At 65.4% G+C, this 17,684-nt stretch carries 12 protein-coding genes; 2 read left to right on the top strand and 10 right to left on the bottom strand.

Annotated features, from left to right (window positions below; translation table 11 throughout):
* From AAHM40_RS13925 to AAHM40_RS13880, 10 genes are all read right to left on the bottom strand, one after another.
* On the bottom strand, positions 1-723 hold the full coding sequence (locus tag AAHM40_RS13925) for an ABC transporter ATP-binding protein (RefSeq protein WP_342245176.1): 723 nt from the start codon (positions 721-723) through the stop codon (positions 1-3).
* A gap of 110 nt (positions 724-833) precedes the next feature.
* Positions 834-2,138 carry an ABC transporter substrate-binding protein gene (locus AAHM40_RS13920; RefSeq protein WP_342245175.1) on the bottom strand — a complete coding sequence of 435 codons (1,305 nt, stop codon included), beginning with the start codon at positions 2,136-2,138 and terminating at the stop codon, positions 834-836.
* A gap of 82 nt (positions 2,139-2,220) precedes the next feature.
* Positions 2,221-3,570, bottom strand: coding sequence for an outer membrane beta-barrel protein (locus AAHM40_RS13915; RefSeq protein WP_342245174.1), 1,350 nt, complete (start codon positions 3,568-3,570; stop codon positions 2,221-2,223).
* Between the two features lie 522 nt (positions 3,571-4,092).
* Positions 4,093-4,317: a DUF3820 family protein gene (locus tag AAHM40_RS13910; RefSeq protein WP_342245173.1), complete on the bottom strand. Its 225-nt coding sequence runs from the start codon at positions 4,315-4,317 to the stop codon at positions 4,093-4,095.
* A 49-nt stretch (positions 4,318-4,366) separates the two neighbouring features.
* The gene (locus tag AAHM40_RS13905) at positions 4,367-4,693 is read right to left on the bottom strand and encodes a DUF190 domain-containing protein (protein ID WP_342245172.1); all 327 of its coding nucleotides are present in this window, start codon (positions 4,691-4,693) and stop codon (positions 4,367-4,369) included.
* 16 nt (positions 4,694-4,709) lie between these two features.
* Positions 4,710-5,453: an SDR family oxidoreductase gene (locus AAHM40_RS13900; protein ID WP_280283181.1), complete on the bottom strand. Its 744-nt coding sequence runs from the start codon at positions 5,451-5,453 to the stop codon at positions 4,710-4,712.
* Between the two features lie 125 nt (positions 5,454-5,578).
* Entirely contained in the window at positions 5,579-7,078 is a 1,500-nt protein-coding gene (locus AAHM40_RS13895; RefSeq protein ID WP_342245171.1) for an efflux transporter outer membrane subunit, read from the bottom strand.
* Positions 7,075-10,182 (bottom strand): multidrug efflux RND transporter permease subunit, encoded by a 3,108-nt coding sequence (locus AAHM40_RS13890; protein WP_342245170.1) that lies wholly within the window; start codon positions 10,180-10,182, stop codon positions 7,075-7,077. The genes AAHM40_RS13895 and AAHM40_RS13890 overlap by 4 nt, the downstream gene beginning before the upstream one ends.
* 142 nt (positions 10,183-10,324) lie before the next feature.
* Positions 10,325-13,417: an MdtB/MuxB family multidrug efflux RND transporter permease subunit gene (locus AAHM40_RS13885; RefSeq protein ID WP_342245169.1), complete on the bottom strand. Its 3,093-nt coding sequence runs from the start codon at positions 13,415-13,417 to the stop codon at positions 10,325-10,327.
* Complete coding sequence (locus tag AAHM40_RS13880; protein ID WP_342245168.1) at positions 13,414-14,682, bottom strand: MdtA/MuxA family multidrug efflux RND transporter periplasmic adaptor subunit; 1,269 nt, start codon at positions 14,680-14,682, stop codon at positions 13,414-13,416. The genes AAHM40_RS13885 and AAHM40_RS13880 overlap by 4 nt, the downstream gene beginning before the upstream one ends.
* A 171-nt stretch (positions 14,683-14,853) precedes the next feature.
* Between AAHM40_RS13880 and AAHM40_RS13875 the strand changes: the two genes are divergently transcribed.
* Positions 14,854-16,287: a TldD/PmbA family protein gene (locus AAHM40_RS13875; RefSeq protein WP_342245167.1), complete on the top strand. Its 1,434-nt coding sequence runs from the start codon at positions 14,854-14,856 to the stop codon at positions 16,285-16,287.
* Complete coding sequence (locus AAHM40_RS13870; protein WP_342245166.1) at positions 16,287-17,615, top strand: TldD/PmbA family protein; 1,329 nt, start codon at positions 16,287-16,289, stop codon at positions 17,613-17,615. Before AAHM40_RS13875 ends, AAHM40_RS13870 begins: the two co-directional genes overlap by 1 nt.
* Positions 17,616-17,684 lie beyond the last annotated feature (69 nt).

Below are 17,684 nucleotides of genomic sequence, written 5' to 3'. Positions count from 1 at the left end.
TCAGCTCCCGATGCCCATGTAGATTTCCTGCACCTTGGGGTTGGCCATCACCGCCGCGGGCTCGCCTTCGTCCAGCTTGCGGCCGAAGTTGATCACCGCCAGACGACCGACCACGGCCAGCAGCGCGTGGACGATGTGCTCGATCCAGATGATGGCGGTGCCGGAACGGTGGATGCCCTGGATGGTGCCAACCAGTTCCAGGCACTCCGGTTCGGTGAGGCCGCCGGCGATCTCGTCGAGCAGCAGCAGTTGCGGACGAGTGGCCAGGGCGCGGGCCATTTCCAGGCGCTTGCGTTCCAGAAGGGTCAGGGACCCGGCCAGGGCGTTGGCCTTCTTCATCAGGCCGGTGAGTTCGAGAATGTGCGCGCACCAGGCGTAGCTGTCCTTCTCCGTCTGGCCGGCGCCGAAGGTGGCACCCACCAGCAGGTTCTCGAACACCGTCATCTTCACGAAGGGATGCGGGATCTGGTGGGAGCGGCCGATGCCGCGCTGGCAGCGCTTGAACACCGGCTCGCGGGTGACGTCATCACCCTGGAAGTGGATGCGCCCGCTGTCAGGCGCCACGCCCCCGGCGATCAGGTTGAACAGCGTGCTCTTGCCAGCGCCGTTGGGCCCGATGATGCCCAGCGCCTCACCCGGCGCCAGAGCCAGGCTGAAGTCGTCGGTCACCTTCACGGAGCCGTAGCTCTTGTGCACCTGCTCCAGTACGAGGAGTTGTTGCATGTCGTGATACCTGTTTGCGGCCATGCTGGCCGGACTTCCCGGATTTCATCCGGGCTACTAACCGCCCCCTCTCCCCTCGGGGAGAGGGCTGGGGGAGAACTGCACCGAAATCAGTACGTGATCGCCTGCATCTCACCGCCCAGGGGAATCTGCGGCGCGGTCTGGTTGCTGGTGATCACCAGGTCGTAGGTGAAGGGCCCGCCCAGGCGCCACTGGCCGGATACCAGCGGGGTCTTGGCGACGTTCTTCACCGGCCCGTTCTTCCAGCTCACCGGACCGACCACGGTGTTCAGCTCGGTCTTGCGCAGTGCATCGCGAGTAGCCTCGGGATTGCCCACTTCCTCGGTGCGCTGGAGGATGTCCACCGCCAGCTCGAACAGCGCATGCACGAAGCCCAGTGGCTGGGTCCACTGTTTGCCGGTGGCCTGGGTGTAGCGCTCGGCCAGTTGCCCGGCGGTCAGTCCGTTGAGGGATGAACTGAACGGGTGGCTCGGGCTCCACCAGATCTCCGTGGAGAGGTTGTGCCCAGCCTTGCCCAGGGTTTCCACCGCCGAGGGGAACAGCAGCGCCTTGCCCACCGACATGGCCTTGGGCTGGAAGCCCTGCTGCCGCGCCTGGGTCCAGAAAGTGGTGAGGTCCGGCGGGATGACCACGCCTGTGACGATCTCCGCCTCGGCCTTCTTGAACGCGGAAATCTGCGCGGAGAAGTCGTCGGTCAGGCTCTGGAAGCGGCCCGGGTCCACCAGCTGGAAACCCTTCTGCGAGAGCACCGGCGGGAAGCCCAGTTTGCTGTCGCCCCAGGCATTGCCGTCGCCGTCGTTGGGGAAAAGCCCGCCGATCACCTTGTTGCTGCCCATGCCGCCCCACATGGCGGTGTAGGTGGCGATCACGTCTTCCAGGCCCCAGAAGAAGTGGTAGGTCCACTCAAAGCCTTCGTCCGGCTTGCCGCCACGGGTGAAGAACCAGGGCTGCCAGGGCGCGACGGTCGAGATGCAGGGGATCTCGTTGATCTCGCACTGATCCGACACCGGGTTGGTGGTCTCGGGCGTGGACGACACCAGCATCAGGTCGACGCCGTCGGACAGGATCAGTTCGTTGGCCACTTCGGCGGCGCGGTTGGGGTTGGACTGGCTGTCTTTGACGATCACCTCCAGACGGCAGCGCTGGCCGCCCACGGTGATGCTGTTTTTCAGCACCGAAGCGAGGCTTTCGATGATGTAGGCATCCGCTGCGGCGAAAGGCGCCAGCGGCCCGGTCTGGGGGCTGACATAGCCGATACGTATGACCTTCTCGGCCGCGAACAAGGGGCCGGAAGAAAAGCCTGCGAGCAGCGAGCCGCCAGCCACGACGCCGCTGGCCCGCAGGAAATCACGCCGGGACAGCCCGGCACCGAGGAGTTTCTTGTTGTTATCCATGGCAGATACCTCGACAGGAAGATGAGGCCCGGCGCGGGAGCGCAAAGGGGCCCGGCCGGGATGGCAGTAGGTTGGCGCCGGATCAGAAGAAGACAGTGACGTCGAAGGAGCCGATCAGTTGGCTGTCTTCGCGGCCGCCGCCAAAGGCATCGCGACCATTGCCACTGTGAATGTCGTAGCGCAGCTCGGGGCGCAGGCGGACGTTGGGCACCGGCGTCCAGGCCAGGTTGGTGGTGAAGCCGTAGAAACTGCCCCAGCTCGGATCGGGGATGCCGGTTTGCGGGTCGATGTTGGCCATCACCACATGCACCGGCGCGTCGGTGTAGAACCACTCGGCGCGGCTGTTCCACATCAGGTTGTCGCCCAGGCGGTGGTACCAGTTGACGTCGGTGCCGTACCAATGGGCGTTGCCCTTGTTGGCGAAGCCGGCGAACGCCGCGTCTTCCTGCTGGCCGTAGTTGAACTCGACGGCAACCCGGTTGCGCTCGTCCAGCACATGGGAAACCGTCAGGTAGGAGGCGTAGCGGGTCAGGTCCTGGTCATCCGTGCCAGCGGGAATCGGCGAGCCGCAGGCGCAGTCGGCGAAGCTGTCGCCAGCGCCGTTGCCGTAGATGTTTTCCCAGTCGACCCAGGTGCGGAAGTCCGCCGAGCGCCATCGCAGGTTGGCGATGACATCCGGGTCGCCGTTGGGGTCCTGCATGTTGTTCCAGCCCTGCACCACGCCCAGCTCGAAGCCGAGCATGCTGCCGCCGTCCTCCTGCGGCAGCTTGAAGGAATAGAGCGCGCCGGTGTGCTTGGCCGGGCCGTGCATGAAGGAGTACGTGTGGCTGTAAAAGTCGGTGGGTGCGGGGCTCGGCAGAGCGAAGCCGATCTCGTTTTCCAGCGGCGTGTGGAAGACCCCGAGCATCAGGTTGGAGCCGCCGAGCACCGGGAAATAGAAGTCCAGGTAGGCCTGGGCAATGTTGAAGTTCTCGTCGTTGGCGTCCGCGTCGCGGTTGACGCCGAAGTCCTCGTCGAAGCCGTAGGTCTTGAAGAAGCGCGCATCCTTGCCGTACAGCGCGGTGACGTTGAAGCCCCAGTCGGCTTCCTGCGGCATCGGGCCAGGGAACGGGCCGACACGACCGACCACATTGCCCTTGGGGGTTTTCTCGATGGCCAGGGCGAACTGGTTGAGGTTGAAGCCTTCATCGTTGTTGAAGAAGGCCTGTTTGCTCACGTCGTCGCTGCCGTTGTCGTTGTAGATCCAGCCGGCCTGGGCCCAGCCATGGACCTTGATGCCATGGTCCTTTTCCAGGCCATCACCGAAGGCGCTGCGGAACAGCGAACCGGACGGACCCGGCTCGGCGGCCTGGATGTGAACGGGGAACAGCGCTGCGGCCGCCAGGACCGGGGCGAACAGGGTGGACGCGGAAAGATGCTTGCGAGGGATCATGGCAGCTACCTTGTTGTTATTAGTCAGCCTGATGCGGACACACCCCCGCTGGCAGTGCGGGCCTGGCTGTCCGGTTGGGTCGCAAGCTACAAGCGCCCTCCTCCCCCAACAATTCCGGTTTCGGCGATTTGAGTGTTTGCGAATCGAGAACAATGCCGGGCGAGAGGCAAGGTAGAGCGGTTGGTGCGGGGATGGGGCGTGGCGGGGGTGGGCGGTTATCGGACGGGAATCGTGGGATTTCGCAGGGATCGCGAACCCTGTGGGGGACGATTCAACCGCAGGGGCGAATTCATTTAGCTGTTGCTAGATGACAACCGGTGAGCGTGGGTGCGGGTAGGAGCCAGCTTGCTGGCGAAAATGTCCGCATTCGCTAGCAAGCTAGCGCCTACAAGGGATTCCAGGACCATCAACACTAAAGGCAGACATAGCCAATTCATTCGCCAAGCAGGCCGAAGGCCTGCCCTTCGACATCGCTGGGGCGGCTGCGCCACCCTTGGCCAATGAATTCGCCCCTACACGGATTCAGAAGCGCTGTTGTTTCTTGCGCAGCGGCTCCAGCAACGGCTTCAAGCCGTTGTGGTCGATCTCCTGCATCAGCATCAGCAGCCGCCCGATCTCACCCTTGGGGAAGCCCTCGCGGGCGAACCAGTTGAGATAGTGCCCGGGCAGATCGGCGATCAGGCGGCCCTTGTACTTGCCATAGGGCATTTCGCGGGTGACCAGGAGCAACAGGTCTTCGGGCTTCATCGGGCGGCCTTGCAGGAGAAGAAAGCGGCGATTGTCGCAGAGCCCGGGCTCAGGCATCCACCGGCGCGCCCAGCAGGCCGAACTCGGCCGGCACCTTGACGTAGAACAGCGTCACGCCCTCCTCCTCCAACCGCTGCAGCAAGGCGTCGCATTCGGCATCGCTGAGTGCCATGACGATCAGCATCGGCTGGTCGGCCATCTCGAAGAAGTGCTGGGAATGGAGGTGTCTGGTATGGCCAAACCCTTCGATACCGGAGACCAGGGTGGCACCGCGAAGGCCCATGTCCATGGCCAGGCCAACGACCCAGTCGGCCAGCATCTTGCCTTGGTGACGACGGTTCTGCTGGGTGTAGAGCGTGAGCTGGTAACCCTTCATCTCAACCTCCATCCGATCACACGATGCCGCCATTGACCCTGAGCGTCTGGCCATTGACCCAGGCGCCTTCCGGTCCGACCAGGAAAGCCACCAGGTTGGCGATGTCCTCTGGGTTGCCAAGGCGCTCCAACGGGGCCTGCTTGGTCAGGCGCTCCACCAATTCCGGGGGTTTGCCGTCAAGGAACAGGTTGGTCGCCGTCGGCCCCGGTGCCACGCAGTTGACCGAAATATTTCGTCCGCGCAGCTCACGGGCGAAGATCGTGCTCATGGTTTCCACCGCGGCCTTTGAAGCAGCGTAGATGGCGTAGCCCGGCAGGCTCAGGCTCACTACGCTGCTGGACAGGTTGACGATTCGCCCACCACTGTTCAGGCGCGTCGCCGCCAGCTTGAGGGTGTTGAACGTGCCGCGGGTATTGATGGCGAACAGACGGTCGTAGAGCGCCATGTCGGTATCGGCCAGGGATACCAGCCCCGGCTGGATGACACCGGCATTGTTGATCAGGATGTCGATCCCGCCGAATTCCATCTCCGTCTGGTCGAAGAGCACCGCCACCGCCACCGGGTCGCTGATGTCGGCCAGTATCGGATAGGCCTGGCCACCGGCCAGCCTGATGTCTTGCACCACTTGCTCCGCAGCTTCCGGCCGCGAGGCGTAATTGACCACTACCTGGATGCCTTCGGCGGCAAGGCGCCGCGCTATGGCGGCACCGATGCCCCGAGAAGCCCCTGTGACAATGGCGGTTCTGGCAGGTTGAGGCATGTAGTTCTCCTCGCCAGGCTCTCGAGGCCGTGGCTGGTGCCGCGTGCAGGGCCTTTCCAGTGGTATAGCTGGAGTTGGAGCCGCCTGCGGAACCGGCTATCAGCGAGGTACGAAGGTTGTAGTGGTCAGGGCGTCGCTTCGGAGTCCGAGTCCACCTGCTCCAGCTGCCCCTGCTCCCAGCCGCCACCCAGGGCGGCGATGAGCTGGACGCTGGTGGTCAGGCGGGTGCCCATCAGGGTCAGCACGGTGCGTTCGTTGCTCAGCGCGGTGGCCTGGCTGGTGACGACGCTGTTGTAGTCCACGGTGCCGGCCTTGTACTGGTTGGTGATCAGGCGCAGGGCTTCGCGGGCGGCGTCGAGGGCTTCCTGCTGCACCCCACTCTCCTCTTCCAGCACGTCGAGCTGGACCATGTAGTCCTCGGCTTCGCGGAAGCTGTCGAGCACGGTCTGCCGATAGACGGCCACGGTCTGGTCGTAGCTGGCTTCGGCCTGGGCCACCTGGGAGCGGATCAGGCCGCCGTCGAACAGGGTCATGGCGAACTCGGGGCCGATGGACCAGAAGCGGTTCGGCGTGGTGATCCAGTCCTGCAGGCTTCCGCTGCGATAGCCACCGGCGGCGCTCAGGCTGAGGCTGGGGAAGTAGGCCGACTTGGCCACGCCGATCTGAGCGTTCGCGGACATCACGTTACGCTCGGCCGAGGCCACGTCCGGGCGGCGTTCCAGCAACTGCGAGGGCAACAGGGTCGGCACGGTCGGCAGCGCCGGCACGCTGTCCACCTCGGCCAGGCTGAACTCGGCGGGCGGTAGCCCCACCAGCACGGCGATGGCGTTTTCCAGTTGCGCGCGCTGGTATTTGAGGTCAATGGCCTGAGCCTGGGTGCTCTTCAGTTGGGTGGTGGCTTGGGCTACATCGGCGCGGGTGACGATGCCGGCCTTGTACTGGTTCTGGGTCAGGGTCAGGGCACGCTGGTAGCCGGCGACGGTGGCATCCAGCAGGCGTTTCTGGGCGTCCAGCACACGCAGTTGCAGGTAGTTCTGCGCCAGCTCCGATTGCAGGCTGAGGCGTGCGGCGGCCAGGTCGGCGGCGCTGGCCTGCATGCTCGCAGTGTCGGACTCCAGTTGGCGGCGCAGCTTGCCCCAGAGGTCGATCTCCCAGTTCACGCCAAGGCTGGCGTCATAGCTCTTGGAAACGCCACCTCCACCGGAACTGGTGACCGTGGAGCCGTCGGACAGGCGCACCGTGCTGTCGCCGCCACCCTGGCCCGAGCGGGTCTTGCCAGCATTGCCGGTGACCGACGGGAAGAAGGACGCACGGGCACCACGGGCCAACGCCTGCGCCTGGCGGTACTGGGCGACGGACTGGGCCAGGGTCTGGTTGGAGGTTTCCAGGCGCTGCTGCAGGTCGTTGAGGGTGGCATCGCCGTACAACTCCCACCAGCGGCCACGGTGCTCCAGGTCAGCCGGGGTGGCCAGGGACCAGCCCTCGGCATGCTTGAACTGCACGGGCACGCTCTGCTCGGGACGCTTGTAGTCCGGGCCGATGGCGCAACCGCCGAGCAGCAGGCCGGCAAGGGCCAGGGCCAGGGCACGACGCAGGGGTTTCAGGGAAGTGGCGGCGGTGTTCATAGGGGTGTTTCCAGAGCGGCGTCAGTGCGCACGCCACGCCAGCGGTTGAAGCGATGGCGCAGACGGTCGAGGTAGAGGTAGACCACGGGGGTCGTATAGAGGGTCAGCAACTGGCTCAACACCAGGCCGCCGATGATGGTCACGCCCAGCGGCTGGCGCATCTCCGCGCCCTCGGTGCCGCCGATCAGCAGCGGGACGGCGCCGAGGATGGCAGCGATGGTGGTCATCAGGATCGGCCGCAGGCGCAGCAGGCAGGCCTGGCGGATGGATTCGTCCGGGGACATGCCCTCCTGGCGTTCGAGCTGCAGGGCGAGGTCGATCATCATGATGGCGTTCTTCTTCACCACGCCTATCAGCAGGAACAGACCGAGCAGCGAGATCAGGCTGAACTCCCCGCCCGTGAGCAGGATCGTCAGCAGCGCGCCGACGCCGGCCGACGGCAGCGTGGAGAGAATGGTCAGCGGGTGGATGTAGCTTTCGTAGAGGATGCCCAGCACCAGGTACACCAGCACCAGGGCGGCGAGGATCATCCACGGCTGGTTCTGCTGGGTGGTCTGGAAGGCGTCGGCGCTGCCGCCCATGCGCGCGATCACCGAACTGGGCAAGCCGATGGCGGCCACGGCCTTCTCGATGGCGACCGTGGCCTGGTCGAGGGCGACGCCAGGCGCCAGGTCGAAGGCAATGCTCTCCGAGGCGAACTGGCCCTCGTGGTTGACGCGGTCTTCTTCCAGGCTGCGCTCGTAGCGGGCGAAGCTGGACAGCGGAACGCGCTGGCCGTCGGCGGTGATCAGTTGGACCTGCTTGAGGGTTTCCGGGTCCTGGGCGTACTTCGGGTTGACCTCCATCACCACCTGGTACTGGTTGAGGCTGTCGTAGATGGTGGAGATCTGCCGCTGGCTGTAGGCGTTGTTCAGCGCCGAGCTGACCATGGCCATGTCGATGCCAAGACGCTTGGCGGTGTCGCGGTCCACTTGCAGGGTCACCTGCTGGGCACCCTCCCCTTCGTTGGCGTCGATGGCCGTGAGTTCCGGCAACGCCTTGAGTGCAGCAGTGACCTTCGGCCCCCAGGTGCGCAGGTCGGACAGTTCACCACTCTGTAACACGTACTCGTACTGCGAACTGCGCTGCTCGCGGCCGCCACCGAATTGCAGGTCCTGGTCGGCCATCAACATCAGCCGACCGCCGGGCACCTTGGGCAGGTTGGCGCGCAGGCGTTCGATGACTTGCTGCGCCGACACCTTGCGTTCGGCAATGGGCCTTAGGCGCACGATCATGAAGGCGTTGTTGATGCCGCCACTGCCGCCGATGAAGCCGGCCACACTCTCCACGGCCGGGTCTTCCAGCACGGCGCGACGGAAGATTTCCATCTTCGGCTGCATCACGGTGAAGGACAGGCCGTCGTCGCCACGGATGAAGCCAATCAGTTGGCCGGTGTCCTGCTGCGGCAGGAAGGTCTTGGGCACGAGCACATAGAGGGCGATGTTGCAGCCGATGGTCAGCAGCAGACTGACCAGGGTCAGGCGCGGGTGACGCAGGGCAATGCCCAGGGTGCGGTCGTAGGCGTCGACCATGCGCGTATGCAACGCCTCGCTCCAGCGTTGCAGACGGCTGTCCTGGTCCGGCACGTGGGGTTTCAGCCAGCGCGCGCAGAGCATCGGTGTCAGGGTCAAGGACACCAGCAGCGAAACCAGGATGGCTACTGCCAGGGTCAGCGAGAACTCGCGGAACAACCGGTCGATGATCCCGCCCATGAAGAGAATGGAGACGAACACCGCCACCAGCGAGAGGTTCATCGACAGCAGGGTGAAGCCCACTTCACGGGTACCCTGCAGCGCCGCCTTGAAGGGGGCCATGCCGTTGTTGATGTGCCGCGAGATGTTTTCCAGCACCACGATGGCGTCGTCCACCACCAGCCCGGCGGCGAGGATCAGCGCCATCAGCGATAGTACGTTGAGCGAAAAGCCCATCAGGTACATCACCGCGAAGGTACCCACCAGCGAGACCGGCACCGCCAGTGCCGGAATCAGCGAGGCGCGCAGGTTACCCAGGAACAGGTAGACGACGAGGATCACCAGGGCCACGGCGATCAGCAGGGTGCGCTCGGCTTCGTGCAGGGTGGCGCGAATTACCGGCGAACGGTCCATGGCCAGGTCCAGCTTGACGCTGGCCGGCAGCACCGCCTGTAGCGCCGGCAACTGCTGCTTGATGCTTTCGATGGTCTCGATGATGTTGGCGCCGGCCTGGCGGTTGATGACCAGCAGCACAGCCGAGTCGTCATTGAAGAAGCCACTGTTGTAGCGGTCTTCCACCGCATCGCGGACCGTGGCCACGTCGCCCAGGCGCAGGGCGGCGCCATCCTGGTAGCGGAGGATGAGCGGCGCGTAGTCGGCGGCTTTCTCCAACTGATCGTTGGCGCCCACCTGCCAGTGGCGGCCGGCGTCTTCCACCGCGCCCTTGGGACGACGCTGGTTGGCGGCGGCGATGGTGCTGCGCACATCGTCCAGGGCGATGCCGTACTGGGTCAGCAGCTGCGGCTCCAGTTCCACCCGCACGGCCGGCAGGGAGCTGCCGCCGATCTGCACCTCGCCCACACCCTTAACCTGGGACAGGCTCTGGGCCAGGATGGTGGAGGCCATGTCGTAGAGCTGACCTTTCTCCAGCACGTCGGAGGTCAGCGACAGCACCATGATCGGCGCCTGGGAGGGGTTGACCTTCTTGTAGGTGGGCATGCTGCGCATGCCGCTGGGCAGCAGGTTGCGTGAGGCGTTGATGGCCGCCTGCACATCACGGGCGGCGCCGTTGATGTCCCGGTCCAGCTCGAACTGCACGATGATCCGCGTCGAGCCCTGGCTGGTGCGGCTGGTCATCTGGTTGATGCCGGCGATGGTGCCCAGCGAACGCTCCAGCGGCGTGGTGACGCTGGACGCCATGATTTCCGGGCTGGCGCCGGGCAGGCTGGCCTGCACGGTGATCACCGGAAAATCCATCTGCGGCAACGGCGACACCGGCAGCAGGCCGAAACTGACGCTGCCCAGCAGCAGGATCGCCAGGCTCAGCAACATGGTGGCGACCGGGCGATGGATGAAGGGGGCGGAGAGGTTCATATCCCTTCTCCCCCTGGGAGAAGGTGGCCCGAAGGGTCGGATGAGGGTTGGTGGGAGTGGTCAAAGTCCAAGCCGGGTCGGACAACCCTCACCCCGGCCCTCTCCCAGAGGGAGAGGGAGTTAAATGTGCCTCCTCCAACCTTCATACCGTTACCCCCGCCGCGCTGCGGCCGGTGAAGCGGCGGGCCAGGCGGTCGAAGGCCAGGTAGATCACCGGGGTGGTGAACAGGGTCAGCACCTGGGAGAGCAGCAGGCCGCCAACCATCACCAGGCCGAGCGGCTGACGCAGTTCGGCGCCGGAGCCCGTGGCGAGCATCAGCGGGATGGCGCCGAACAGGGCCGCCAGGGTGGTCATCAGGATCGGCCGGAAGCGCAGCAGCGCCGCCTGGTAGATCGCAGCCTCCGGCGACATGCCCTGATGCCGCTCCGCCTCCAGGGCGAAGTCGATCATCATGATGGCGTTTTTCTTCACGATGCCGATCAGCAGGATGATGCCGATGATCGCGATCAGGCCCAGGTCATTGCCGGTCAGCAACAGTGCCAGCAAGGCGCCGACGCCCGCCGACGGCAACGTGGAGAGAATGGTCACCGGGTGGATGTAGCTCTCGTAGAGCACCCCCAGCACGATGTACATGGTCACCACGGCGGCGAGGATCAGCAGCAGCGTGCTGGACAGCGACGCCTGGAAGGCCGCCGCCGCGCCCTGGAAGCGGGTCTGGATGCCCTCGGGCATGCCGATTTCCTGCTGCACCCGCTCGATCACCGCCACCGCCTCGCCCAGGGCGACGCCGGGGGCCAGGTTGAAGGACAGGGTCACCGCCGGGAACTGGCCGATATGGTTGATCGCCAGTTGCGCCTGGCGCTCTTCCACCCTCGCCAGGGCGGAGAGCGGCACCTGTGTGCCGGCGCTGGTGGCGACGTGGATCTGTTGCAGTGCCTGCGGACCGATCACCTCGCCTGCGGCGGACTCAAGCACCACGCGGTACTGGCTGGCCTGGGTGAAGATGGTGGAGATCTGCCGCTGGCCGAACGCGTCATAGAGCGCGTCGGTGATGGCGGAGATTTCCACGCCCAGGCGCCCGGCCATGTCACGGTCGATGTTCAGATAGACCTGCAGGCCCTTGTCCTGCAAGTCGCTGGCCACGTCGGACAGCTCCGGTTGCTGGCGCAGCGCATCCACCAGCTTGCCGGTCCACTCGTTGAGCAGGTCGGCGTCGGGGGATTCCATGCTGAACTGGAACTGGGTACGGCTGACCCGGTCCTCGATGGTCAGGTCCTGCACCGGCTGCAGGTAAAGGCGAATGTCGCTCTGTTTGTCCAGTTCCGGTTGCAGCCGCTGGATCACCTCACTGGCGGTCACGTCACGCTCGCCGTGGGGCTTGAGGTTGATCAGCATGCGGCCGCTGTTGAGGGTGACGTTGTCGCCATCGACGCCAATGTAGGAGGTCAGGCTGGCTACCGCGGGGTCCTTGAGGATCAGCGCGGCGACCTTCTGCTGGCGCTCACTCATGGAGCGGAACGAGACCGATTGCGGCGCTTCGGTGATGCCCTGGATCACGCCAGTGTCCTGCACCGGGAAGAAGCCCTTGGGCACGGCAAGGTAGAGCACCACGGTCAGCGCCAGGGTGCCGACAGCCACCAGCAGGGTCAGGCCCTGGTGCTTGAGCACCCAGGTCAGGCCCCGGCCGTAATAGTCGATCATGCCGTCGATGAAGTCGCCGCTGGCCTTGTAGAAGCCCCCCGCCTCTTCCTTGGGTTCACGCTTGAGCAGGCGCGCGCACATCATCGGCGTCAGGGTCAGGGAGACCACCAGCGAGATCAGGATCGCCACCGCCAGGGTGATGGCGAACTCGCGGAACAGCCGGCCCACCACATCCGCCATGAACAGCAGCGGGATCAGCACCGCGATCAGCGAGAACGTCAGGGAAATCAGGGTGAAGCCGATCTGCCTGGCGCCCTTGAGCGCGGCATTGAGCGGCGTCTCGCCCTCTTCCAGGTGGCGGGCGATGTTCTCCAGCATGACGATGGCATCGTCCACCACGAATCCGGTGGCGATGGTCAGGGCCATCAGCGTCAGGTTGTTGATGGAGAAGCCGGCCAGGTACATCACCGCAAAGGTGCCCACCAGGGACAGCGGCACGGCGATGGACGGAATGAGGGTGGCACTCATGCGACGCAGGAACAGGAAGGTCACCATCACCACCAGGGCGATGGCGAGGAACAGTTCATGCTGCACGTCGGTGATGGCCGCGCGGATGGTCTGGGTGCGGTCGGTGAGCACCACGACACTGATGCCCGCCGGCAGGTTGGCATTGATCGCCGGCAGCAACGCCTGGATGCGGTCCACCACGTCGATGACGTTGGCGCCCGGCTGGCGCTGGATGTTCAGCAGCACCGCTTCATTCTGGTTGGCCCAGGCAGCGAGGCGCTCGTTCTCGGCGCCGTCGACGATCTCGGCCACGTCCTTCAGGCGCAGGGCCGCGCCGTTGTTGTAGGCGAGGATGAGATTGGCGTATTCCTCGGCGGACTTCAGCTGGTCGTTGGCGTCCAGCATGGACACACGGGTCGGGCCGTCGAAGTTGCCCTTGGGCTGGTTGACGTTGGAGGCGCCGACAAGGCTGCGTACATCCGACAGGTTCAGGCCATTGGCCGCCAGGGCTTCAGGGTTGACGCGAATTCGCACGGCCTGGCGCTGGCCCCCGGCGATGCTGACCATGCCGACGCCGTTGATCTGTGCCAGCTTCTGCGCCATGCGCGTGTCCACCAGCGTATGCAGCTTGGGTAGCGGCAGGGTCTTCGAGCTGATGGCCAGGGTGAGCACCGGGGTATCCGCCGGGTTGACCTTGTTGTAGACCGGCGGCGCCGGCAGGTCGCTGGGCAGCAGGTTGGTGGCCGCATTGATGGCCGCTTGCACCTCCTGCTCGGCGACGTCCAGCTTTACTTCCAGGCTGAAGCGCAGGGTGATGACCGACGCCCCGCCGGAGCTGGTGGAGGACATCTGGGTCAGCCCGGGCATCTGCCCGAACTGGCGTTCCAGCGGCGCGGTGACCGCACTGGTCATCACGTCCGGGCTGGCACCCGGATAGAGCGTGAGGACACGGATGGTCGGGTAGTCCACTTCCGGCAGCGCGGAAACCGGCAGCAGGCGGTAGGCGATCAGGCCGGCGAGCAGGATCGCCAGCATGCTCAGGGTGGTGGCGACCGGCCGCAGGATGAACAGGCGAGAGAGGTTCATACGCCGCCTTTCGCGTCCTGGCCTTCAGGCTTGGCGCCCTGGAGTTGCTCGGAGGGCTGAACGGGAACCTCCTCCGCGTCATGCACCACTTCTACGTCGCTGCCGTCGCGCAGGCGGTCGGTGCCTTCCAGCACCACGCGCTCACCCGGTTGCAGGCCGCTCTTGACCACCGTGCGTTCGCCGTCGTCCGGGCCGATTTCCAGCTTGCGGACCTTGACCTTCTTCTCGCCGTCCATCACGTAGGCAAAGGTGCCCTGGCTGCCGAATTGCACGGCAGCCGAGGGGATGAGCACCGCCTGCTGCAACAACTCGGCACGCAGGCGAATGTTGACGAACTGGTTGGGGAAGAGGGCTTCGTCCTCGTTGGCGAAGCGGGCCTTGAGCTTGAGGGTGCCGGTGGTGGTGTCGATCTGGTTGTCCAGGCTCTGCAGCACGCCTTCGGCCTGCTTGACCTTGTCACCACGATCCCAGGCTTCGACCACCAGGGATCGGCCAGCGCGGAACGGGCCGACCACGGCCGGCAGTTGCCCCTCGGGCAGGGTGAAGGCGACGCTGATGGGTTTGGTCTGGGTGATGACCACCAGCGGCGTGGTATCGCCGCTGGTAACCAGGTTGCCGATGTCCACCTGGCGCAGGCCAAGGCGGCCAGCGATGGGCGCGCGCACCTGGGTGAAGCCAAGGTTGAGCTTGGCCTCTGCCACCGCGGCCTCGTTGGTCTTGATGGTGCCGCGATACTGCGCCACCAGGGCTTCCTGTGTATCCAGGGTCTGCTTGGCGATGCTGTCTTCGGCGTAGAGACCCTTGTAGCGGGCCAGGTCGATCTCGGCGTTCTTCATTTGCGCGCGGTTCTGCGCCAGGGTGCCTTCGGCTTGTTGCAAGGCGACCTGGTACGGACGCGGATCGATCACCGCCAGCAGGTCGCCGGCCTTGACTTGCTGGCCTTCCTCGAACGGCAGCTTGACCAGCTCGCCGTCGACACGGCCACGCACGTTTACCGTGTTCAGCGCAGTCACCGTGCCCAACGCCTTGAGGTAAACCGGGAAGTCGCCCTGGGTGATGGTCGCCACGCGCACCGGTACCGGCCCTGAGAAGGCACCAAAGCCCGGACGGCCCGGCCCTCCCCGGCCGCCCTCGCCGCTGGGCTTGGCGGCGGTTTCCGGCCAGAGCCACCAGATCAGCACCAGAAGCGCGAGCAACGCGAAGGCGATGGTCAGCCAGTGACGAAGGGAACGGGATTTCGGGGTCTTGTCAGTAATCGGGGACATGATTCAGGTCGAAGTCTGCGAGAGCGTGAACGATAAGCAGTTGAAAGCAGAAGGCAAAGTCTATTTACCGGCTATTTACCTAGTGCTTACGCCACTTACTATGCTTACTGACCTGCCGCCGTAACGCGATGGCAGCGCCAGAATCGACTTCACCGGGCCAGGGAGTGTTCCGTGTTCGAAAATCTCAGGCAGCGTTTCGCCGCCCTTACCACCCGCGCCGAGTTCCATTCCCTGCGCATTGTCCGGCAGACCGCCGAACAGGCCATGCTGCGCCGTGGCGTTGCCGAGCCACCGTCACTGAGCCATGACCTGGGCGCCATGCTCAGCGTGCGTCTGGCTGGCGTAGAGGCTTATGCGGCCACCGCCGACCTCAGTCCCGCCGGCCTGCAACGGGCACTGGACAAGGCCGAGGCGCTCGCCAGGCGAATTGCCCGCTACGCCCTGGTCGACCAGAGCCGTCTGGAGCCGCCACAAGCCAGTGCCCGTTATCAGTCCCCAGGACTGGACCAGCCCTTCCCAAGCCTCGCCGAACGCTTCGAGCTGCTCGCCGAGGAGTCCGCGCGCATTCCCGGCGACCCGCGACTGGTCAACTGGAACCTCTATCTGGACAGCCAGCGGCACGAGCAGCTCTACCTCAACAGCGCCGGCGCCGAGCAATGGCAGGACCTGCGCTTCACCTACCCCGGCATCAGCGTTACCGCCTTCGATGGCAGCGACAGCCAGACGCGCAGCTTCGGCGGCTATGGCAGCGGCCAGCAAGGCGGTGGCGAAGTGCTTCAGCGCCTGGGCTTCGGTGGCGCCGCGGCACGGGTAGCGGACGAAGCCCTGCAACTCCTGCTGGCACCCAACACCCCCGGCGCAATCACCGACCTGCTGCTGATGCCGGACCAGATGATGCTGCAGATCCACGAATCCATCGGCCACCCGTTGGAACTGGACCGCATCCTCGGTGACGAGCGCAACTATGCCGGCACCAGCTTCATCAGCCTGGACGATTTCGGCCGCTACCAGTACGGCTCGGCGTTGCTGAACATCAGTTTCGACCCTGGCATCCCCGAAGAGTTGGCCAGCTACAGCTTTGATGACGACGGCCAGCCGGCCCGCAAGGAAATGCTCATCAAGGACGGACGCCTGCTGCGTCCCCTGGGCGGTGCGCTTTCCCAGCAACGCAGCGGCCTGCCCGGGGTCGCCAACAGCCGGGCGAGCAACTGGAACCGTGCCCCCATCGATCGCATGGCGAATCTCAACCTGGAGCCTGGAGACCAGAGCCTGGCGCAACTGATCGGCGGCATCGAACGCGGCGTGCTGATGAGCACCAACCGCTCCTGGTCCATCGACGATGCCCGCAACAAGTTCCAGTTCGGCTGCGAATGGGGCCGCCTGATCGAGAATGGCGAGCTCAAGGGTGTGGTGAAGAATCCCAATTACCGTGGTGTATCGGCGCACTTCTGGCGCAGCCTCGCCGCAGTGGGTGACGCCGGCACCTTCGAGGTTCATGGCACGCCCTATTGCGGCAAGGGCGAACCCAACCAGGTGGTGCGCGTGGGCCATGCCGCGCCCGCATGCGTCTTCAGACAGGTGGAAGTCTTTGGAGGAGCCCAGTGATGGTCGACGCAGAATCCCGCTTTACCGCCCTGGCCGAAAGCCTGCGCGACAGCCTGCAGGCCGGCGAGGACTTCAGCCTCTGGTACAGCGCCGAGGAGTCCGAGTTCATTCGCTTCAACAAGGCCCGGGTACGCCAGGCCGGCCACGTGACCCAGGCCATCGGGCGCGTGCGGCTGATCCGTGACGACCGCAGCGCGGAGATCGCCGTCACCCTCAGCGGTGGCCTGGAAAGCGACCGCCAGCACCTGGCCGAGGGGCTGGTGCAACTGCGACTGGTCATTGGGCAGTTGCCACCGGACCCATACCTGCAACTGGAACGCTCCGCCTGGCATCGGCGTGCAACAGACGAAACCGCCCTCCCCGACTGCGCCAGCGTGCTGGCCGAGATCGACGCCGTCGCCAACGGCCTCGACCTGGTGGGCATCTACGCCTCCGGCCCGCTGTACCGTGGCTTGGCCAACAGTTTTGGCGCCTTCGGCTGGCACGCTGCGCACTGTTTCAATTTCGACTGGAGCCTGTTCCACGCCAACCATCAGGCCGTGAAAGCCGATTACGCCGGCTCGCACTGGGACGGCGCCGAATTCGCCAGCCGCTTCGCCCATGCACGCCAGCAACTGGAGCACCTGGGCAAGCCGGTTCGCCACCTGCAACCCGGCGACTACCGCGCCTACCTGGCCCCGGCGGCACTCGACGAAGTACTGGGCATGCTGTCCTGGACCGGCTTCTCCGCCCGCGCCCTGGCCAACAAGGAAAGCCCCCTGCAACGCCTGCAGGATGGCAGCGCCCGCTTCAGCCCGCTGCTGAACCTGGACGAGCAGGTAGCCGGCGCCCTCGCCCCGGCTTTCGGCCCGGAAGGTGCGCCACGCAGCGACGTGGCCCTGATCCGCAACGGGATGATGACCGGGCAACTGATCTACCCCCGCAGCGCCCGCGAATACGGCCTGGCAGCGAACTGCGCCGACGCCAATGAAGCCACCCAGTCGCTGGTGATGGGCGCCGGCAACATGCCCCTGGACAGCGTACTGGAACGCCTGGGCACAGGCCTTTACATCGGCAATCTCTGGTACCTGAACTGGTCGGACCTGCCCGCCGCACGCATGACCGGCATGACCCGCTTCGCCACCTTCTGGGTGGAAGACGGCGAGATCCAGGCACCCGTGGACACCATGCGCTTCGACGACAGCCTCTACAGCGTCCTCGGCGACCAGCTCGAAGCCCTGACCCAGGAGCGCCAGCTGCGGCTGTCGAGCAGCACCTATGGCGAGCGCCAGACCTGGTCGGCGCTGCTGCCCGGCGTGCTGAGCGGAAGGTTGAAGCTGACGTTATAGGTTGAGACCGGCACGGACTCGCGTAGGGTGGACCACGCCTCACCGGTCCACCATCGGTGCCCGGCCTGG

Source organism: Pseudomonas sp. OTU5201, assembly GCF_038440135.1.
GTDB classification, from domain to species: domain Bacteria; phylum Pseudomonadota; class Gammaproteobacteria; order Pseudomonadales; family Pseudomonadaceae; genus Metapseudomonas; species Metapseudomonas resinovorans.
Note: the sequence above shows the minus strand (reverse complement) of the source record. Positions and strands in the feature narration are given on the sequence as shown.